The following is a 20340-nucleotide window of genomic DNA, read 5'->3' on the forward strand; positions in this document are numbered from 1 at the left end:
TGTACGGCCGGCCTAATTGTCCGGAAACGCGTGCAGACAATTGACAAGGCGCGGCCCCGCGATTAACTTATGCGGCTTCCTGGCGCTCGCGCCGGAAGCACCTGCCCAGGTGGCGGAATTGGTAGACGCACTAGTTTCAGGTACTAGCGGGTAAAACCGTGGAGGTTCGAGTCCTCTCCTGGGCACCAACGTACGGGGTCACCCCCTCCGAAACCCCGCTCCCATGCGGGGTTTCGTGTTTTCCGGGGTCGCAATGGCCCGGTGGTGCCCAGTGAGTGACGGACGCCTGTTCCGGTCGCAAGAACGACTTCGACGGGCTGGCTCGAGGTGGCTAGTATCCATCCACGGGCTCACCGGCTGATGGCAACCCCGATGCGAGAGCGCTTTCGACAGTTTGCAGGCGCCGCGCTTCTGATCGCTTCGGTCGCCACTTTTGCCAGTGATGAGGGAAGGTTCACCGACCGGCAGGCCACCTTGAGTTCCAAGGCCTTCCTCGATGCCCATCCGGACATGAAGTTCCGGAATGAAGGCCTGATCGCCTACGAGGAAGGGCGCTTCGATGAGGCCAGGGACAGTTTCCTGAAAGCCGCCCGATTCGCGGACAAGCCATCGCAGGCGATGCTGGCGGAGATGGCATGGAAGGGGATCGGCCAGCCCGCAGATCGCGTCCTCGGCTATGTCTGGGCCGATCTGTCCGCCGAGCGCGGATATCGACTGTTCATCGTGCTTCGCGAGACGTATTGGGGCCATCTCGCGCCGGAAGATCGGACCCGGGCGATTGAAATCGGACAGCCCGTCATGGACGAATTTGGCGACGCGGTCGCCAGGACGAGGTTGACCAAACATTTGCGGAAGGCCCGATGGACAATGATCGGCGGTCGACCGCGGAAGAATGTCACGGTCATCGTTCCCGGCCCCTCCGGAATGCCGATCCGCATCCGCGGGCATCATTTCTATGCCAATGAATTCTGGGAGCCCGAGCTGTACCACAAATGGGTCGATCAGCTGTGGAATGACGCCCCCACCGGGACTGTCGAGATTGGTCCTCTGGAGAAGTGGGATGGCGATGAATGAGAAGTGGGCCCCGCACGCTTCGTATCCGGGCTATCCCCCTGACTGAGGGCTTGCCACGGACTGGCACCGGGAGGACATTCGACGATGGTCGGGTGGCCCCGACCCCGCCCGTCACTAGACTGGCCGGAGACCCTTTCCGGAATCCCTCCGCATGAACAAGCTCGCCCGCCACGCCGCCTGGGGCCTGTTGGCCGTCCTGGGCGCCTTCGCCCTCGGCACGGTGGCGCTGCGGCGCGGCGAGAACATCAGTGCGTTGTGGATCGTGTTCGCCTCGGTCTCGATCTATCTGGTGGCCTACCGGTATTACGGGCTGTTCATCGCCGACAAGGTGCTCGGGATCGACCCCACACGCGCCACCCCGGCGGTCCTTCGCAACGACGGCCTCGACTTCGTGCCGACCAACAAGCACGTGCTGTTCGGCCACCACTTCGCCGCGATCGCCGGCGCGGGTCCGCTGGTCGGCCCGGTGCTGGCGGCGCAGATGGGCTACCTGCCCGGCACGCTGTGGCTGATCGCCGGCGTGGTGCTGGCCGGTGCGGTGCAGGACTTCATGGTGCTGGTGATCTCCAGCCGCCGCGACGCCCGTTCACTCGGCGACCTGGTGCGCGAGGAAATGGGCCGCGTGCCCGGCACCATCGCCCTGTTCGGCGCCTTCCTGATCATGATCATCATCCTGGCGGTGCTGGCGATGATCGTGGTGAAGGCGCTGGCCGAAAGCCCCTGGGGCATGTTCACGGTGATCGCGACGATCCCGATCGCGATCTTCATGGGCCTGTACATGCGCTACATCCGGCCCGGCAAGATCGGTGAGATCTCGGTGGTCGGCATCGTGCTGCTGGTGGCGGCGATCTGGTTCGGCGGCGACGTCGCCGCGCACCCGACCTGGGGCCCGGCCTTCACCTTCACCGCCACCCAGATCACCTGGATGCTGGTCGGCTACGGCTTCGTCGCGGCGGTGCTGCCGGTGTGGCTGCTGCTGGCGCCGCGCGACTACCTGTCCACCTTCCTGAAGATCGGCACCATCGTCGGCCTGGCGATCGGCATCCTGATCGTGATGCCGGAACTGAAGATGCCGGCGCTGACCCAGTTCACCGACGGCACGGGGCCGGTGTGGAAAGGTTCGATGTTCCCGTTCCTGTTCATCACCATCGCCTGTGGTGCGGTGTCTGGCTTCCATGCGCTGATCTCGTCGGGTACCACGCCCAAGCTGCTGGCCAACGAAAAACACGCGCCCTACATCGGCTACGGCGGCATGCTGATGGAGTCATTCGTGGCGATCATGGCGATGGTCGCGGCCTCGGTGATCGATCCGGGCATCTACTTCGCGATGAACAGCCCGGCGGCGGTGATCGGCACCGATCCGGTGAACGCCGCGCAGGTGATCTCCAACTGGGGCTTCGTGGTCACGCCCGAACTGCTCACCGCCACCGCCGCCGACATCGGCGAAAGTTCGATCCTGTCGCGCGCCGGCGGCGCGCCGACGCTGGCGGTCGGCATCGCCCAGATCTTCCACGCGGTGATACCGGGCGAAGGCATGATGGCCTTCTGGTACCACTTCGCGATCCTGTTCGAAGCGCTGTTCATCCTCACCGCGGTCGATGCCGGCACCCGTGCGGGCCGCTTCATGCTGCAGGACCTGCTGGGCAACTTCGTGCCGGCGATGCGCAAGACCGAATCCTGGGGCGCGAACCTGCTGGCCACCGCCGGCTGCGTGGCGCTGTGGGGCTATTTCCTCCGGGGCGTCACCGACCCGCTGGGCGGCATCAACATGCTGTGGCCGCTGTTCGGCATCGCCAACCAGATGCTGGCCGGCATCGCGCTGATGCTGTGCACGGTGGTGCTGTTCAAGATGAAGAAGCAGCGTTATGCCTGGGTATCGATCGTGCCGACGACCTGGCTGCTGATCTGCACCACCTATGCCGGCTGGATCAAGATCTTCGACGAGAATCCGGCGGTGGGCTTCCTGGCGCAGGCCAACCGCTACCGCGACGCGATCGCGCGCGGCGAGCTGATCGCGCCGTCGAAGGACTTCGACGGCATGGCCCAGATCATGTTCAACAACTACGTCAATGCCGGGCTGACGGCGCTGTTCCTTGGCGTGGTGCTGAGCGTGCTGTTCTACGCGGTGCTGGCGATCCGCAAGGCGCAGGCCAATACGGCGCGCACCGATCGCGAAACACCGTATGTGGCCCTGGGCGCCGACCAGGCGAACGTCTGAGGAAACGAGCATGCAGACCGTCGACCTGAGGAACTTCTGGCAGCGCACCATGCAGACGGCGCGCCTGATGGTGGGCCTGCCCGACTACGCCCGCTACGCCGCCCACGTCCGGGAAAAACACCCGGACCGCAAGCCCATGACCGAGACGGAGTTCTTCCGCGCCTGCCAGCAGTCGCGTTACGGCGGCCGCAACGGCCGCTGCTGCTGAGCGCCGTTCTCGCCCCCTGAGACGGCGCCGCGGCAGGCTCGCGGCATGGAAAACGACCGCTTAACTCCCCCGGCGTAGACTCGGCCGCCCGCGTCGGATCCGCGCCATGACGCTGCGCTGCCTGTTCGTCGACTTCAATTCCTACTTCGCTTCGGTCGAACAGCAGGACGACCCGTCCCTGCGCGGGCGCCCGGTGGGCGTGGTGCCGGTGATGGCCGAAAGCACCTGCTGCATCGCCGCCAGCGTCGAGGCCAAACGTTTCGGCGTGCGCACCGGCACCCTGGTGCGCGAGGCGCGCGAACTCTGCCCGGACCTGGTGGTCGTGCCGGCCCGCCCGGCGCGTTATGTCGAACTGCACCACGCCGCGCTCGCCGCCCTGGAAGAAAACTTCCCGGAGAACGACGTGCACGTCGGCTCGATCGACGAAATGGCCTGCGACCTGGTCGGCAGCCGGCGCCAGCGCGAGCGTGCGGTCGCGCTGGCGTCAGCGGTGAAGGCAAGCCTGCGCGAACACGTCGGCGGATGGATCCGCTGTTCGGTGGGCATCGGCCCGAACCGTTTCCTGGCCAAGACCGCCTCGGACATGCAGAAACCCGACGGCCTGGTGGTGCTGGAACAGGACGCGCTGCCGCAGGCGCTGTTCGGCCTGGAACTGCAGGACCTGTGCGGCATCGGCCCCGCCATGCACGGGCGCCTGCTGGCGCACGGCATCCACACTGTCGAACAACTGTGCCAGTCGCCCGCGCACCGGTTGCGGCACGTCTGGGGCGGCATCGAGGGCGAACGTTTCCACGCCCGCCTGCACGGCACCGAGCTGCCCGAGGCGCCGACGCGACGTGCCAGCATCGGCCACTCGCACGTGCTGGCCCCGGAGTTCCGGTCCACGGCCGGCGCCGACGCGGTACTGAAGAAACTGCTGCAGAAGGCCGCGATGCGCCTGCGCGAGGCGGAGCTGCTGGCCGGCCTGATGCAGGTGAAGGTGAATTACGTGGGCGAAGAGCCCTGGGAAGCCGCGGTGGAGTTCGACCATGACGACGACAGCCGCCTGCTGATGCGCCTGCTCACCCGCCTGCTGGCGCAGCGGCGCGACCGGCGCCCGGTGCTGGCGGTGGGCGTCAGCCTGCACCGGCTGGTGGCACGCGGGCAGGCCAGCGGCCTGCTGTTCGGCCAGGCGGACCACGCCGAGGCACAGGCGCTCAACGGCGTGGTGGACCGCATCAACCGCAAGTACGGCCTGAACAAGATCTACTTCGGCGGCGCCCAGGACGCGCTGGCGGCGGCGCCGATGCGCATTTCCTTCAACCGGATACCGGAGGCGGGCCTTGAACAGGAAGCCGACAAGAACGAACTCTGGCTGCAGCGCCTGAACCAGGCCAAGGTGCTGGCCGAAGCCGCGCACCGCCGGCGCGAGGCCGGCGGCCACTGATCAGGCGAACGGATCCTGCAGCACGATGGTGGACTCGCGGCCCGGGCCGGTGGAGACGATGGCCAGCGGGCAGCCCGCCAGTTCTTCCAGCGCACGCAGATAGGCGCGGGCCGCGGGCGGCAGCTTGTCCCACTCGGTGATGCCGGCGGTGGACTCTTCCCAACCCGGGAACTCCAGGTAGACCGGCGTGCACTCGTCCCAGCCGGCGGCGTCCAGCGGCGCGTATTCGGTGCGCTTGCCGCGGTATTCGTAGGCGATGCAGATTTTCAGCTTCTCCATCCCGTCCAGGATGTCGAGCTTGGTGATGCACAGGCCGGTGATGCCGTTGATGGCGACCGCGCGCTTGAGCGCGACGATGTCCATCCAGCCGCAACGGCGCGGGCGGCCGGTGGTGGCGCCGTATTCCTGGCCGCGGTCGCGGATGCCCTGGCCGACGTCGTCGTTGAGCTCGGTCGGGAACGGGCCGCCGCCGACGCGGGTGGCATAGGCCTTGGCGATGCCCAGCACGTAGTCGATGGCGTCGGCACCGACGCCGGTGCCGGCCATGGCGCCGCCGATCGTCGTGTTCGACGAGGTGACGTAGGGATAGGTGCCGTGGTCGATGTCGAGCAGCGAACCCTGCGCGCCCTCGAACATCACCCGCTTACCCTGCTTGCGCAGCTCGTGCAGGATGCCGGCCACGTCGGCCTTCATCGGGTCCACGTAGGCGCCGAAAGCCAGTGCTTCGTCCAGCGTCTTCTGGAAATCCACCGCCTCGACGCCCAGGTACTTGGTCAGCACGAAGTTGTGGTAGTCGAGCGCCGTGCGCAGCTTCTCGGCCAGCTGTTCCGGGTAGTGCAGGTCGGCGACGCGGATGCCGCGGCGCGCCACCTTGTCCTCGTAGGCCGGGCCGATGCCGCGGCCGGTGGTGCCGATGGCCTTGCCGCCGGCGGCCTTCTCGCGGGCCTGATCCAGGGCGATGTGGTACGGCATGATCAGCGGCGTGGCCGGGCTGATCTTCAGGCGCGAACGCACTTCGACGCCGTTGGACTCGAGCTCGGCGATTTCCTTCTGCAACGCGGCGGGATGCAGCACCACGCCGTTGCCGATCAGGCACAGCGCGTCGGCGCGCAGGATGCCGGACGGGATCAGGTGCAGCACGGTCTTCTTGCCGCCGATCACCAGCGTGTGGCCGGCGTTGTGGCCACCTGGAAGCGCACGACGGCGCCGATTTCCTCGGTGAGCAGGTCGACGATCTTGCCCTTGCCCTCGTCACCCCATTGCGCGCCCAGCACTACGACCGACTGACCCATGACCCTGACTCCGAAAGAGGATTTCTGCGATGGGGGCGACGGCGGTCGGGCCGTTCGGGGGCCCAGACATGCAAAAAGCCGGAGGTCGCCCCGGCTTTGCGAAATTATCCTCGGTTTGCCGGGCCGGGGCCAGCCCCTGCGGGCCGGCCCGGGCCGGGATCAGGCCCGGACCCAGTACAGGGCCAGCAGGCCGGCGGCCATCATCACGCCACCCGCCACGCGCAGGGCCCGGTCCGGCTGTTCCAGCAGCTGCGAGACGGCCTGCTTCCAGGTGGCCGGGGCCACGAACAGCAGCAGCCCCTCGATCACCAGGACCAGGCAGAGCGCAGCCCAGAGGTCGGACACAGCGCCGGGTTCAGCGCTTGTCGTTGCCGAAGTAGCGCAGGAACTCCGAATCCGGGTCGAGCACCATCACGGTCTGGCCGTCCGCCATCGAGTTCCGGTAGGCCTCCAGGCTGCGGTAGAAAGCGTAGAACTCGGGATCGCCGCCGTAGGCCGCGGCATAGATCTCGGCGGCGCGGGCGTCGCCTTCGCCCCGCAGCTTCTGCGCATCGCGTTCGGCCTCGGCGATGGTCACCTGGCGCTGGCGGTCGGCCTCGGAACGGATGGTCTCGCTCTGCTCCACGCCTTCGGCGCGCAGCTGGTTGGCCACCTGGGTGCGCTCGGTGCGCATGCGGCCGTAGACCGTGTCCAGGATCGTGCTGTCCTCGGGCAGGTTGATGCGCTTGATGCGCACGTCCACGACCTCGATGCCCAGGGTCGCCGCACCGGCATTCACCTGGTCCAGCAGGCTGCCCGACAGCTCGGCGCGGCCCGCGGAAACCACTTCCTGCAGCGTGCGCTGGTTGATCTCGTTGCGCAGCGCGTTCTTGACGATCGGCGTCAGGCGCTGGCGCGCGGCTTCTTCGTTGCCGCCGTTGGCGGCGCGGTAGTAGGCCGCCACGTCATCGATCTTCCACTTGACGAAGAAGTCGACGCTGACGTCCTTCTTCTCGGCGGTCAGGTAACGCTCCGGCGCGTCGTCAAGCGAGAGGATGCGCTGGTCGAACTTGCGCACCTCCTCCACCAGCGGCCACTTGAAGTGCAGGCCGGGGTCGAGGTTGCTGCGCACGACGCGGCCGAGGTTGAGCACGATCGCGGTCTGGCTTTCGTTGACGACGAACACCGAACCCATGGCGGCCAGCAGGCCGGCGATGGCGAGGAACAGGATGAGGGTCAAAGCGCGCATGTCAGCGGCCTCCCTGGCGGCGGGCGGCGCGGGGATCGCGCTCGGGGGTGGCATCGGCGGGAGTGGTGGACGCGGCCTGGGTGGCCGGCAGGCGGATCACCGGCGCTTCGGCCGGCACGCCGGCACGGACCGGGGCACCGCCGATGGGCAGGTACAGGATGTTGTCGTTGCCGCCGACCACCTTCGGGTTGCCGGCCATCACCTGCTGCATGGTTTCCAGGTAGAGGCGCTTGCGCGTCACTTCCGGGGCCCGGCGGTACTCGGTGGCGAGCAGGCTGAAACGCTCCGCGTCACCCTCGGCGCGGGCGATGGTCGCCACGCGGTAACCCTCGGCTTCCGTGCGCAGGCGCGCCGCGCGACCGCGGGCCTCGGGCAGCACCTTGCTGGCGTAGGCCTTGGCTTCGTTCTCGATGCGCTCCTTGTCCTCGCGGGCGCTGATCGCATCGTCGAAGGCCTGCTTGACCTCTTCCGGCGGACGCGCGTCCTGCAGGTTGAACTGGGTGACGGTCAGGCCGGTCTGGTAGAAGTTCAGCGACTCCTGCAGGCGGTCCTTGGCCTCGATCACCAGTTCGGCGCGATCGAACAGCACGGTGTCCATGTTGCTGCGGCCGACCACCTCGCGCACCGCGCTTTCCGCGGCGTCCTTGAGGGTCTGCTCCGGATTGACCGAACCGAACAGGAACAGGCGAGGCTCGGAACGGGTGTACTGGGCGTTGAACTTGATGTCGATCAGATTCTCGTCCCGGGTCAGCACGCGCACCTGGTCGGTCAGTTCGACCACCTGGGTGGCGTCCACGACCGTGACGGTCTCGATCGGCCAGGGCCACTTGAAGTTCGGGCCCGGGGTCATGATGCGGTTGAACTCGCCGAAGCGCAGCACCACGCCGCGCTGGCGTTCGTCCATCAGCTTGAAGCTGTTGAACACCAGCCAGATGCCGATCAGGCCGAGGATCCAGGGCAGCGGATTGAAGCCGTTGGCCGCGGCGCTGCCGCGCCCACCGCCGGAACCGCCGCCGAACATGCCCTTGAGGCGATTGATGAAGGCTTCGACCTCGTTGCCGGGGTCCTTGCCCTTCCAGGGATCTTGGTTGCCTTTTCCAGGCTGGTTCCAGGCCATGCTTGCTCCGTCGCGCGCCGCCGGGGCCGTTGCCCTGGCAGGGGCCAGGATCGGGGAAAGCGCGCTTTAGTCAGTGTCAGGATTGTAGGTAGGGGCGCCGGGGGCCACAAGCAAGAGCGCGTGAAGCGGATGCCCACCTGGTTCGGCCGCCAGCCGCTCGGCCGCCGCCCAGGGCAAGTCAAGGGTCAGAAGCCACCCCGATTCATCCGATTGTTCCGACCGGACCGCACCCGCGGCATGCAATCGCGCCCGCAGCCGGCCCTGGTCCGGCGCCAGCCGCAGCTCGCCGGTGAAGCGGCGTTCGGCGAACCGGCGGATCAGCAGGTCGCGCAGCAGGTCCAGGCCCAAGCCGTCCCGGGCCGAAAGCCAGACGCGCTCACGCCCCTCGACCTCGGGATCGAGCCGCGGCAGCGCGCCTTCGATCCGGTCGATCTTGTTGAACACCAGCACCTGCGGGATGTCGCCGGCGCCGATCTCGTCCAGCACGCGATCCACCTGGCCGATGCGCTCGTCGCGCAGTTCGTCGGCGGCGTCGATCACGTGCAGCAGCAGGTCGGCCTCGCGGGCTTCGGCCAAGGTCGACCGGAACGCCGCCACCAGCTCGTGGGGAAGATCGCGAACGAAGCCGACCGTATCGGACAGGACCAGCGGCGCGACACCATCCACCCGGCGCACCGTCGGATCCAGCGTCGCGAACAAGCGGTCATCGGCGTAGACCCCCGATCCGGTCAACGCATTGAACAAGGTGGATTTTCCGGCATTCGTGTACCCCACCAGCGCCACGCGCGGCACTTCGTTGCGGATGCGTGCGCGCCGCATCTGCGTGCGCTGGACTTCGACCTTCTCCAGCCGCGCCTGCAGTGACTCCAGCCGCTTCTGCAGCATGCGCTTGTCGAGCTCGAGCTGGGTTTCGCCGGGACCACGCAGGCCGATGGCGCCGCCGCGCTGGCGCTCCAGATGCGTCCAGCCGCGCACCAGGCGCGTGGCCCAGTGCTTGAGCTGGGCCAGTTCGACCTGCAGCTTGCCTTCGTGCGTGGCCGCACGCTGGGCGAAGATGTCGAGGATCAGGCCGGTGCGGTCGACCACGCGGCGTTTGAGCGCCTTCTCGAGGTTGCGCTCCTGGCCGGGCGTCAGCAGGTGGTTGACCAGCACCAGGTCTGCACCGGTGGCTTCGCAGGCGGATTGCACTTCCTCGAGCTTGCCGGTGCCGATGTAGTAGGCCGCGTTCGGCGTCTCGACCCGCGCGGTCACGGTGCCGACCACGGTCGCACCGGCCGAACGGGCCAGTTCCGAAAACTCTTCCAGCAGGGCCGGGTCCTGCCGACCCGGCGCATGCGGCTGGATCAGCAGGGGCGCGTTCGCCCTTGCGGGCGCGTTCAAACATCGGACGACGTCAGGACGCTCAATCGTCCTGGCCCGCCTCGTCGTCTTCACCGCCGGCCGACGCGACCTGGCCGCCACCCGGGCCGACACGCACGTTGCGCGCGGGCACCACGGTGGAGATGGCGTGCTTGTAGACCATCTGGCTGACGGTGTTGCGCAGCAGGACGACGAACTGGTCGAAGCTTTCGATGGTGCCCTGCAGCTTGATGCCGTTGACCAGGTAGATGGACACGGGAATGCGCTCGCGGCGCAGGGCATTCAGGAAAGGATCCTGGAGGGATTGACCTTTGGACATGTGGACTCCGTTCTTCTTTTTGTGGCGCGCCAGCTGGCGCGATTTGCGGCCAAAAGGGTCCGAGGCCGCGAATGCCGGCAATTCTACCAGCTGTCCCCGTTAGCCGCGGGTCATGAAGGCGGCCAGTGCGGCCTCCAGCCCGGCCCGGTCGGTGGCCGGATCGAACCAGCGCGCGTCAAACTGTCCCCGCAGCCAGGTCAACTGGCGCTTGGCCAGCTGGCGCGTGGCGGCGATGGCCTCGGCACGGAAGGTGTCGGTATCGGTTTCGCCGTCCAGGTGGCGCCAGGCCTGGCGATAGCCGACCGCCCGCATGGACGGCAGGTCGGGATGCAGGCGCGGGTCGGCGCGCAGGCGGCGCATCTCTTCCAGGAATCCGGCCGCCAGCATCTGGTCGAAACGCAGCGCGATGCGCTCGTGCAGCACGGCGCGGTCGGCCGGCGCCAGCACCAGCTTCAACACGCGGAACGGGAACACATGCCGGCGGGAATCCCCTGCCAGGCGCTGATCGGACGGCCGGTGAGGCGATAAACCTCCAGCGCGCGGGTGATGCGCTGGTGGTCGCGTGGCTTGATGCGCGTGCCCGCGGCCGGATCGTTCGCCGCCATCTCGGCATGCAGGGCGTGCCAGCCGCGGTCGCGGGCTTCGGCGGCCAGGGTTTCGCGGGTCGCGGCATCCGCCGGCGGCAGTTCCGACAGGCCTTCGAGCAGGGCGCTGAAATACAGGCCGGTGCCCCCGCCAACAGCGGCACCCGGCCGCGGGCCGCCAACGCCTGCATCGGCGGCAGCGCCTCGCGGGCGAAGTCGGCGGCGGAAAACACCTCGTGCGGGTCGCGCACGTCCAGCAGGTGGTGCGGTGCCCGCGCCAGCGTGTCCACATCGGGTTTGGCCGCGCCGATGTCCAGGCCGCGGTACACCGGGGCCGAATCGACGCTGATGATCTCGGTGCCCAGCCGCTGCGCCACTCCACCGCCAGGGCGGTCTTGCCCGAGGCGGTGGGGCCCATCAGGGCGATGGCCAGCGGGCGCTGGTCCTGCATGGCTCAGACGCCGCTGCGCTTGAGCTCGCCCTGCACGCTGTCGTACAGGCCTTCCATCGCCGGCGTGGGCTTGCCCATGCGGCTGACGACGACGATGGCGAGCGTGGCCAGGGCGACACCCGGCACCATTTCGTACAGGCCGGTCGCGGCGAAGAACTGCTTCCACAGGATCACCGTGGCGGCGCCCACCAGCATGCCGGCCAGCGCGCCATCGCGGGTCATGCGCTTCCAGAACAGCGACAGCACCACCACCGGACCGAAGGCGGCGCCGAACCCGGCCCAGGCATAACTGACCAGGCCCAGCACGCGGCTGTCCGGGTCCGAGGCCAGCCAGATCGCCAGCACGGCCACGCCGAGCACCGCGAAACGACCGACCCAGACCAGTTCGGCCTGCCCGGCCGACGGCCGCAGGAAGCCCTTGTAGAAATCCTCGGTCAGCGCGCTGGAACACACCAGCAGCTGGCAGCTGAGCGTGCTCATCACCGCGGCCAGGATGGCCGACAGCAGGATGCCGGCGATCCAGGGATTGAACAGCAGGCTGGAGAGTTCGATGAACACGCGCTCGGGGTTCGCGGTCACGGCGCCGGCCTGGGCCGGGTTCGCGGCGAAGTGCGCGATGCCGAAGAAACCCACCGCCATCGCGCCGGCCAGGCACAGCACCATCAGGTCATGCCGATGCGGCGCGCCACCGGGATGGTGCGCACCGATTCGGCCGCCATGAAACGCGCCAGGATGTGCGGCTGCCCGACATAGCCCAGGCCCCAGGCCAGCAGCGAGATCACGCCGACCACGCTGGCGCCCTTGAAGAAATCGAGCTTGCTCGGGTCGAGCTGTTCCACCAGGACCAGGCTTTCGGCTGGTCCGCCCAGGCCCAGGATCACGACGATGGGCGTGATGATCAGCGCGAAGATCATGAGCGTGGCCTGCACCGTGTCGGTCCAGCTGACGGCCAGGAAACCGCCGACGAAGGTGTAGAGGATGGTGGCGGCGGCGCCGTACCACATCGCCCGATCGTACGGGACGTCGAACACGCTTTCGAACAGGCGCGCGCCGGCGACGATGCCCGAGGCGCAGTAGACCGCGAAGAACACAGGATGATCAGCGCCGACAGCACGCGCAGCAGCTTGCCGCGGTCCTCGAAACGATGGGTGAAATAGTCCGGCAAGGTCAGCGCATTCTGGCTGCGCTCGGTGTACAGGCGCAGCGGCGCGGCGACGTAACGCCAGTTGGCCCAGGCGCCGATCACCAGGCCGATGGCGATCCAGGCCTCCGACACACCGTTGAGGTAGAGCGCACCGGGCAGGCCCAGCAGCAGCCAGCCGCTCATGTCCGAGGCGCCGGCCGACATCGCCGTGACGAAACTGCCCAGCGAACGCCCGCCCAGGATGTAGTCGTCGAAACTGCGGGTGTAGTACCAGGCGGCGAAACCGATGCCGACCATGCCCAGGATGTAGATGGCGAAGGTGATGTGCAGCGGGGACAGCTGGCTCATGTCGGCTCGTCGGGTGGCTGGGGCCGGGCAAGCTTAACGCGATCGGCGGCGGCGGCCCGGACCGGCATCGGCACCGATCGGGTCATCCACACGCCCTGTGGATAGCCTCCGGGCAAAGCCTGTGGATGGATTGCTGAGCGCCTTGCGTGGCAAGGGCTGGCGCCACATCGGCCAGTTTTTGACCAGCCGATGACGGCAATCCACACGGCCTGTGGACAAGCCTGGGAGAACTCCTGTGGACGGATCGCTGCGCGCCAGTGCTGGCGCGGGAGTCAATAGCCTTGATTATTAGTTGACCACATCGTGCACAAGTCGTGTCGATGATCAGTCGTCGTCAGGCCACTGGATCGCCGGTTTCGCCGCCGTCGCCTTCGGCAATGGCTGCGCATTGACGGCCGCCCACACCTTCATCGCATCCACGGTCGCGGCGACGTCGTGCACGCGCAGGATCCTGGCGCCGTACTCGGCGGCCAGCACCGCTGCCGCCAGCGAGGCCGGCAGGCGCTCGCCCACTTCGCGGCCGGTGAGTTCGCCCAGCGTGCGCTTGCGCGACAGGCCGGCCAGCAGCGGCAGGCCCAGGTCCAGCAGGCGCGCCTGCTGGCGCAGCAGCAGCAGGTTGTGGGCGCTGGTCTTGCCGAAACCGTAACCCGGGTCGAGCACGATGTGTTTTTTCGGGATGCCGGCCATCTCGCAGGCGAAGATGCGTTCGGCCAGGAACCGGTGCACCTCGCCGACCAGGTCGTCGTAGGCCGGCGCCGCCTGCATCGAACGCGGCTCGCCCTGCATGTGCATCAGTACCACCGGCACGCCCAGTGCCGCTGCCGCGTCCAGCGCGCCTTCGCGCCGCAAGGCGTACACGTCGTTGATCAGGCCCGCGCCGGCGGCCACGGCGGCGCGCATCACTTCGGGCTTGGAGCTGTCCACCGAGATCGGCAGCGCGGTCTCACGCGCCAGGCGTTCGACCACCGGAACCACCCGTCGCAGTTCTTCCTCGACCGTGACTTCATCCGCGCCCGGCCGGGTGGATTCGCCGCCGACATCGAGCAGGTCGGCGCCTTCAGCCGCCAGGCGCAGGCCGTGGGCCACTGCGGCCTCCACGGTGTCGTGGGCGCCGCCGTCGGAAAAAGAATCCGGGGTGACATTGACGATGCCCATCACCCGCGGGCGGTCCAGGACCAGCACGCGCCCGGCGCAGTCGAGTTGCGGAGTCAGGTCGAACATGAGGTTTCCGCCAATGAAAAAGGCCAGAGCGGACTCTGGCCTTTCCCGTTGACCGCGGCAAGCCGGAATCAGGTCTGCGGCATCGGCCCGCCCAGCGAACCGGCGGCCGGGCCGGTGCCCGGGTCGTCCTTGGAGATGCGGCCGGACTTGGCCCAGTCGGCCGGCGGACCCGGGCGGCGGCCTTCCATGATCGCGTCGATCTGGTGCGCATCGATGGTTTCGTAGGTCAGCAGCGCCTCGGCCATGATGTGCAGCTTCTCGATGTTCTCGGTCAGGATCTGCTTGGTGCGCGAATAGGCGCGGTCGAGGATGGACCGCACCACTTCGTCGATCTTGCGCGCGGTGTCGTCCGAGACGTTCTTGTGCTGGGTCACGGAACGGCCCAGGAACACCTCGTCCTCCTCCTCGCCGTAGGCGATCGGGCCCAGCTCGTCCGACAGGCCCCATTTGGTGGCCATGTTGCGGGCCATCTTGGTGGCGCGCTCGATGTCGTTGCTGGCGCCGGTGGTGACCTTGTCGTTGCCGAAGATGATCTCCTCGGCGACGCGGCCGCCGTACAGCGAGCACAGCATGGACTCGATGTGGGTGCGGTTGTAGCTGTACTTGTCGCCTTCGGGCAGGTACATGGTCACGCCCAGCGCACGGCCGCGCGGGATGATGGTGACCTTGTAGACCGGGTCGTGCTCGGGCACGACGCGGCCGACGATGGCGTGGCCGGCCTCGTGGTAGGCGGTCAGCTTCTTCTCGTCCTCGCTCATGATCATCGAGCGGCGCTCGGCGCCCATCAGGATCTTGTCGCGGGCGCGGTCGAAGTGCTCCATGCGCACGTTCTTGGCATTCTCGCGGGCGGCGAACAGCGCGGCCTCGTTGACCAGATTGGCCAGGTCGGCGCCGCTGAATCCCGGAGTGCCGCGGGCGATGGTGGCCGGCTCGACGTCCACGTCCAGCGGCACCTTGCGCATGTGCACCTTCAGGATCTGCTCGCGGCCGCGCACGTCCGGCAGGCCGACGGTGACCTGGCGGTCGAAGCGGCCCGGGCGCAGCAGGGCCGGATCGAGCACGTCCGGGCGGTTGGTGGCGGCGATCACGATCACGCCTTCGCCGCCCTCGAAACCGTCCATCTCGACCAGCAGCTGGTTCAGGGTCTGCTCGCGCTCGTCATGGCCGCCGCCCAGGCCGGCGCCGCGATGGCGGCCCACGGCGTCGATCTCGTCAATGAAGATGATGCAGGGCGCGTGTTTCTTGGCCTGCTCGAACATGTCGCGCACGCGGCTGGCGCCGACGCCGACGAACATCTCGACGAAGTCGGAACCGGAAATCGAGAAGAACGGCACCTTGGCCTCGCCGGCGATGGCGCGCGCCAGCAGGGTCTTGCCGGTGCCCGGCGGGCCGACCATCAGCACGCCGCGCGGGATCTTGCCGCCGAGCTTCTGGAAACGGCCCGGATCGCGCAGGAACTCGACCAGCTCGCCCACTTCTTCCTTGGCTTCCTCGCAGCCGGCGACGTCGGCCAGGGTGACCTTGACCTCGTTCTCGCCCTGAAGCTTGGCGCGGGACTTGCCGAAGGACATCGCGCCCTTGCCGCCGCCCTGCTGCATCTGCCGCATCATGAAGAACCAGAAGCCGATGATCAGCAGCACCGGCAGGAAGTTGATCAGCAGCGTGAACAGCAGCGAGCGGCCCTGCGGCTTCTCCTGCACGATCTGCACGTCGTTGGCGAACAGGGTGTCGAGCAGCAGCTCGTCGCGCGGCGCCGCCGTGGTGAAGATGGAACCGTCGGTGCGCTTGCCGGTGACTTCGATCTGGTTGTCGGCGATGTTGACCGAGCTGACGCGCCCGTCCTTCACCTCCTGGATGAACTGGTTGTAGCTCAGCTCACTGCTGCCGCCGGCCGGGGCCGAGAAGCTCTGGAACACCGCCATCAGCACCACGGCGACGATCAGCCAGAGCAGGAGGTTTTTGGCCAGGTCGTTCATCAGTTCTTTCCTCGGCGCTTGCCCATGGCCAGCGCATAGACTTCGTTCGACCGGCGGCGGAGGCCGCCGGCTTGCGGATCACCAGCTTGTCGTAGCGGGTCCTGAGGTCCTTGACGTAGGCATCGAAGCCCTCGCCCTGGAACAGCTTGATCAGGAAGTTGCCGCCCGGCTTGAGGTGGGTTTCCGCGAAATCGCGGGCCAGTTCGGACAGGTACATCGCCCTTGCCTGGTCCACGGTATCCACGCCGGTCATATTGGGGGCCATGTCGGAAAGCACAAGGTCGACCGGTGCGCCGCCCAGCAGGGACTCCAGCTCGGACAATGGCCCCGGCTCTCTGAAATCGCCGTGAATGAACTCCACGCCGGCGATCGGCGGCATGTCCAGGATGTCCAGGGCGACCACGCGGCCCTTGCCACCAAGGTCGCGCCGCACCACCTGGGACCAGCCGCCGGGGGCGGCGCCCAGGTCCACCACAACCATTCCCGGCTTGAGCAGGCGATCGCGTTCGATCAGCTCCTCGAGTTTGTAGGCCGCACGCGAGCGCATGCCTTCGGCCTGGGCCTTCTTCACGAAGGGGTCCTTGAAGTGCTCTTCAAGCCAGCGGGGGCTGCTTTTGCTGCGGGCCATGGGGTTCGACGGGACGCCGTCGGCGGGGGCGGGAAAGGCGGCCATGATACCCTACGCCCCCTTTTGAACCCGTCCGGAACGTCATGGCCGCCGCCCTCAGCAATCCCCAGAAGCGTTACCTGCGCGGCCTGGCCCACGACCTCAAGCCGGTCATCCTGGTCGGCGCCAAGGGCATCACCGACAACCTGGCGGCCGAAACCGCGCTGGCGCTGGAACACCACGAGCTGATCAAGGTGCGCGTGGCTGCCGGTGACCGCGAGCTGCGGGACGAGTGGATCGGCATCCTCTGCGAGCGCACGCAGGCCGCCCTGGTGGCGCGCATCGGCAACATCGCCGTGTTGTACAAGCGCAGCCAGGACAAGCCCCTGATCGTGCTGCCCAAGGCCTGAGCCCGGGGGAACCCGTGCAACTGTCCCAGGAAAACCCCGACTTCCTGTATGTGCTGCGCGGCGTCAGCGACGCCGGCGTGCTGGTGAAACAGGAAACGCTGGACCGCAGCTTCCTGCTGGCTCCCAACGAGCTGGTGCCCGGCTGGCGCCCGACCTCGTCCGCCGACCTTCAACCCGCCGACATGGACGCCGTGCTGGCGCTGCAGCCGGCACTGGTGCTGCTGGGCACCGGCACCCGCCTGGTTTTCCCGTCCGCGGCGGTGATGGCCGCCCTGCTCACCCGCGGCATCGGCATCGAGGTGATGGACAGCGCCGCGGCGGCACGCACCTTCAATGTGCTGGCGACCGAAGGCCGGCGCGTGGTCGCGGCCTTCCTGCTTCCCGGTTTTCAGGGCGGCGGCAGCACCTGAAGCGGGTCCACCGGCTTGCCGTTTCGGCGGACCTCGAAATGCAACATGTCGCGGCTGGTGCCGCTGCGGCCGAGTTCCGCGATCTGCTGGCCACCCTTCACCGCGCTGCCCTCCGCCACCAGGCGTCGCCGGTTGTGCGCGTAGGCCGACAGCCATTCGTCGCTGTGCTTGACGATGATCAGCTCGCCGTAGCCGACCAGGCCGGCACCGGAATACACCACCACGCCATCGGCCGCGGCAAGCACCGGCTGGCCGGCACTGCCGGCGATATCAATGCCCTGGCGCTTGGGGTCGTTGGCGGCGAAACGACCGATCAGCTGGCCCTGGGTCGGCCAGCGCCAGCCGGCGGCACTGATGGTGGAAGGCACGGCCGGCGGCGTGACCGGGGCCGCCACCGGCGGTGCCGGGCCCGATGTGGCCGGCGCAGTCGCCGTAGTGCCGGTAGCCGGGGCCGCGGCTGGTGTCGCGGCTGGCGGCAGCGGCGTGGACACGGCCGGGCCGGCCGGCGGTGAGGTGACCGGACGCGCCGGCGTCGGCATGCCGGTGACCGAGCCGCTGTTCGTGCCGCCGCTGGATTTCCCCGCAGGCTCAGGCGCTGGCCGGGATAGATCGTGTACGGCGCCGGGATGCGATTCCAGGCCGCGACCTCGCGATAGTCCAGGCCATGCCGGAAAGCGATGCCGTAGAGCGTGTCGCCACGGGCCACCACATAGGTACCGTCGCGGCTGGAGCCGCGCGCGTTGACCGATGTCGAACGCGCCGACCGGTCGGAGCGCGACCCGTCCTCGCGTTTGACCACGCGCGAATGGCCGCAGCCCGCCAGCAGCAGGGCGATCGTCAGCAAGGCCAGCAGCCGGGGCATCGGAATGATCATCCGCGGATATTCAACCAGACAATGGCGCCGATGATGACTGCCGCCACAATCCAGCCCACGGTTTCGATGTAACGGCGCAGATGCGGCTCGATGCGCGGACCGCCCCAGGCCACCAGCCCGGCGACCAGCAGGAAGCGCATCGACCGCCCCACCAGCGACGCCAGCGCGAACGGCAGCAGCGGCATCGCCGCGGCACCTCCGGCCAGGGTGAACACCTTGAACGGGATCGGCGTGAATGCCGCGACGAACATGATCCAGACCCCGAAGCGTGCGAACTGGTCCTGCACCTTGTGGTAGGTGTCGAGATAGCCGACACGCTCGATCAGCGGCATCACTGCATCCAGCGCGTAATAACCGATCGCATAGCCGACCAGGCCGCCCAGCACCGACGTCACCGCCGCCAGCATGGCGTAACGGAACCATGCCCGGGGCCGGGCCAGCGCCATCGGTGCCAGCATCACGTCGGTGGGCACCGGGAAGAAGATCGACTCGATCGCGCTGATGAAACCCAGGTACCAGGGCGCATGCGGATGGGCGGCGAGTTGTCGGCAGCGGTCGTAAAGCGGTCCGAACAGCTTCATTCAGAGGGTTCCGGGCAGCAGCGGCACGAACACCACGGCGCCGAGATCCTCGCGCACCAGCTCGCCGTCGATGCGGCGCAGGCGCAGCAGGCGCTGGCCGTTGGCCGCGCCGAGCGGCGCCACCAGGGTGCCGCCTTCCGGCAGTTGGTCGTAGAGCGCCTGTTCCAGCGCGGCGCTGCCGGCAGTGACGATGATGCCGTCGAAGGGCGCATATTCGGGCCAGCCGGCGCGGCCGTCATCGTGGCGGGTGCGCACGTTCAGGCCAGGTTGCGGAAACGGCGGCGGGCGACCCGCAGCAGTTCCTCGATGCGCTCGACGCTGTAGGTCTCGAGCCCCAGCGTGGCCAGCACCGCCGCCTGGTAACCGGAGCCGGTGCCGACCTCCAGCACCCGCTGGGGCAGGCCGTGTTCGATCAATGCGGCGGTCATGCGCGCCACCACCCAGGGCTGGGAGATGGTCTGGCCGTTGCCGATCGGCAGCGCGGTGTCCTCGTAGGCGCGGCTGGCCAGCGCCTCGTCGATGAACAGGTGGCGCGGCACGGTGCGCATCGCGGTCAGCACGCGCTCGTCATTGATGCCGCCCTCGGCACGCAGGCGTTCGATCATGCGGTCGCGGGCGCGCTGCGAGGTCATGCCCTGACCGTGCACGGCGGGCTGGCTGTGGAAACGCGGGGTCATGCGCTTGGGTTCAGTCCTTCGCCGAGGCCACCGACCCAGCTGGCGACTTTCTCCAGCGCCTGGTAGCGGGTCAGGTCGACATGGATCGGCGTGATCGAGATGTGCCCGGTGCGCACCGCGTGGAAATCGGTGCCGGGGCCGGCGTCCTGTTCCGGACCGGCGGGGCCGATCCACCACAGCGGCCGGCCGCGCGGGTCCACCTGTTCGATGCAGGCCTCGGCGCGGTGGCGGTGGCCAAGGCGGGTGACTTCGTAGCCGCGCACTTCGTCCCAGGGCAGGTCGGGCACGTTGACGTTGAGGATGGTGTCGGCCGGCAGCGGGTCCACCAGCAGGCGCGCGGTGATCTCCAGCGCGGCGCGGGCGGCGGTGTCGTAATGGCGGGCGCTGTTTTCGCCGGTGACCAGGGACATCGCGATCGCCGGCAGGCCGAGGAAGCGGCCTTCCATGGCGGCGGCGACGGTGCCCGAATAGATGACGTCGTCGCCCAGGTTGGCGGCGCTGTTGATGCCGGAAACCACGATATCGGGGTCTTCGGCCAGCAGGCCGGTCAGGGCCAGGTGCACGCAGTCGGTGGGCGTGCCGCCGACACGCCAGACCCGCTCGGCGACTTCCCTGACCCGGATCGGTGAATCCAGGGTCAGCGAATTGCTGGCGCCGGACCGGTCCCGGTCGGGGGCCACCACGGTCACTTCATGGCCGGCGGCCCGCAGTCCTTCGGCCAGGACGCGGATGCCGGGGCTTCCACGCCGTCGTCATTGCTCACCAGTACGCGCATCGGGGGTCCCGCGGAAAGGAGGCCATGATAACGGATGCGCC

14 protein-coding genes, 1 tRNA gene and 8 pseudogenes are annotated in these 20340 nt (G+C 68.2%); 7 read left to right on the forward strand and 16 right to left on the reverse strand.

The features are described from left to right. Window positions 1-103: 103 nt before the first annotated feature. From FRZ33_RS13515 to FRZ33_RS13535, 5 genes are all read left to right on the forward strand, one after another. Window positions 104-188, forward strand: a tRNA-Leu gene (locus tag FRZ33_RS13515). A gap of 172 nt (window positions 189-360) precedes the next feature. Beyond that, window positions 361-1074 carry an SEL1-like repeat protein gene (locus tag FRZ33_RS13520; protein ID WP_146910241.1) on the forward strand — a complete coding sequence of 238 codons (714 nt, stop codon included), beginning with the start codon at window positions 361-363 and terminating at the stop codon, window positions 1072-1074. Between the two features lie 151 nt (window positions 1075-1225). Continuing rightward, entirely contained in the window at window positions 1226-3292 is a 2067-nt protein-coding gene (locus tag FRZ33_RS13525) for a carbon starvation CstA family protein (RefSeq protein WP_146910243.1), read from the forward strand. 10 nt (window positions 3293-3302) lie between these two features. After that, window positions 3303-3500, forward strand: coding sequence for a YbdD/YjiX family protein (locus FRZ33_RS13530; protein WP_146910245.1), 198 nt, complete (start codon window positions 3303-3305; stop codon window positions 3498-3500). Window positions 3501-3606: 106 nt separating this feature from the next. After that, window positions 3607-4926, forward strand: a complete 1320-nt coding sequence (locus FRZ33_RS13535) for a DNA polymerase Y family protein (protein WP_146910247.1) — start codon at window positions 3607-3609, stop codon at window positions 4924-4926. On the opposite strand, the pseudogene FRZ33_RS13540 reads toward FRZ33_RS13535, so the two are convergent. From FRZ33_RS13540 to rlmE, 12 genes and pseudogenes are all read right to left on the reverse strand, one after another. Continuing rightward, window positions 4927-6218 (reverse strand): annotated as a pseudogene (locus tag FRZ33_RS13540) (adenylosuccinate synthase). Window positions 6219-6377: 159 nt separating this feature from the next. Continuing rightward, window positions 6378-6563, reverse strand: a complete 186-nt coding sequence (locus FRZ33_RS13545; protein ID WP_146910248.1) for a DUF2065 domain-containing protein — start codon at window positions 6561-6563, stop codon at window positions 6378-6380. A gap of 10 nt (window positions 6564-6573) precedes the next feature. After that, the gene (gene hflC, locus FRZ33_RS13550; RefSeq protein WP_146910250.1) at window positions 6574-7446 is read right to left on the reverse strand and encodes a protease modulator HflC; all 873 of its coding nucleotides are present in this window, start codon (window positions 7444-7446) and stop codon (window positions 6574-6576) included. 1 nt (window position 7447) lies between these two features. Further along, window positions 7448-8563: an FtsH protease activity modulator HflK gene (gene hflK, locus FRZ33_RS13555; protein ID WP_146910252.1), complete on the reverse strand. Its 1116-nt coding sequence runs from the start codon at window positions 8561-8563 to the stop codon at window positions 7448-7450. 66 nt (window positions 8564-8629) lie between these two features. Next, a pseudogene (gene hflX, locus FRZ33_RS13560) lies at window positions 8630-9947 on the reverse strand (ribosome rescue GTPase HflX). An 18-nt stretch (window positions 9948-9965) separates the two neighbouring features. Next, complete coding sequence (hfq, locus tag FRZ33_RS13565) at window positions 9966-10241, reverse strand: RNA chaperone Hfq (protein WP_146910253.1); 276 nt, start codon at window positions 10239-10241, stop codon at window positions 9966-9968. A gap of 99 nt (window positions 10242-10340) precedes the next feature. Next, a pseudogene (miaA, locus tag FRZ33_RS13570) lies at window positions 10341-11276 on the reverse strand (tRNA (adenosine(37)-N6)-dimethylallyltransferase MiaA). A 3-nt stretch (window positions 11277-11279) separates the two neighbouring features. Further along, entirely contained in the window at window positions 11280-11939 is a 660-nt protein-coding gene (locus FRZ33_RS17110; RefSeq protein ID WP_265468641.1) for a sodium:solute symporter family transporter, read from the reverse strand. After that, window positions 11939-12768, reverse strand: a pseudogene (locus FRZ33_RS17850) (sodium:solute symporter family transporter). Before FRZ33_RS17850 ends, FRZ33_RS17110 begins: the two are co-directional and overlap by 1 nt. A gap of 324 nt (window positions 12769-13092) precedes the next feature. Next, a complete protein-coding gene (folP, locus tag FRZ33_RS13580; RefSeq protein ID WP_146910255.1) occupies window positions 13093-13989 on the reverse strand; it encodes a dihydropteroate synthase in 897 nt (298 codons plus the stop codon). A gap of 68 nt (window positions 13990-14057) precedes the next feature. Next, window positions 14058-15965: an ATP-dependent zinc metalloprotease FtsH gene (gene ftsH / locus FRZ33_RS13585; RefSeq protein WP_146910257.1), complete on the reverse strand. Its 1908-nt coding sequence runs from the start codon at window positions 15963-15965 to the stop codon at window positions 14058-14060. Further along, window positions 15965-16593: pseudogene (rlmE, locus tag FRZ33_RS13590) on the reverse strand (23S rRNA (uridine(2552)-2'-O)-methyltransferase RlmE). Before rlmE ends, ftsH begins: the two are co-directional and overlap by 1 nt. Window positions 16594-16676: 83 nt before the next feature. On the opposite strand from rlmE, the gene yhbY reads away from it, so the two are divergent. Next, the gene (gene yhbY / locus FRZ33_RS13595) at window positions 16677-16982 is read left to right on the forward strand and encodes a ribosome assembly RNA-binding protein YhbY (RefSeq protein ID WP_146910259.1); all 306 of its coding nucleotides are present in this window, start codon (window positions 16677-16679) and stop codon (window positions 16980-16982) included. A 14-nt stretch (window positions 16983-16996) separates the two neighbouring features. Continuing rightward, window positions 16997-17392, forward strand: a complete 396-nt coding sequence (locus FRZ33_RS13600) for an Mth938-like domain-containing protein (protein WP_146910261.1) — start codon at window positions 16997-16999, stop codon at window positions 17390-17392. Here the strand turns inward: FRZ33_RS13600 and FRZ33_RS13605 are convergent. The 4 genes and pseudogenes from FRZ33_RS13605 to surE all read right to left on the reverse strand — a co-directional run bounded on the left by FRZ33_RS13605 (window position 17371) and on the right by surE (window position 20299). After that, window positions 17371-18266: pseudogene (locus FRZ33_RS13605) on the reverse strand (peptidoglycan DD-metalloendopeptidase family protein). The gene FRZ33_RS13600 and the pseudogene FRZ33_RS13605 overlap by 22 nt on opposite strands. Next, complete coding sequence (locus FRZ33_RS13610) at window positions 18263-18847, reverse strand: YqaA family protein (protein WP_146910263.1); 585 nt, start codon at window positions 18845-18847, stop codon at window positions 18263-18265. The pseudogene FRZ33_RS13605 and the gene FRZ33_RS13610 overlap by 4 nt, the downstream one beginning before the upstream one ends. Next, window positions 18848-19524, reverse strand: a pseudogene (locus FRZ33_RS13615) (protein-L-isoaspartate(D-aspartate) O-methyltransferase). It abuts the gene before it with no gap. Further along, window positions 19521-20299: pseudogene (surE, locus tag FRZ33_RS13620) on the reverse strand (5'/3'-nucleotidase SurE). Before surE ends, FRZ33_RS13615 begins: the two co-directional pseudogenes overlap by 4 nt. Between the last annotated feature and the right edge of the window lie 41 nt (window positions 20300-20340).

It is taken from the genome of Arenimonas daejeonensis (assembly GCF_007993735.1).
GTDB lineage: Bacteria > Pseudomonadota > Gammaproteobacteria > Xanthomonadales > Xanthomonadaceae > Arenimonas > Arenimonas daejeonensis.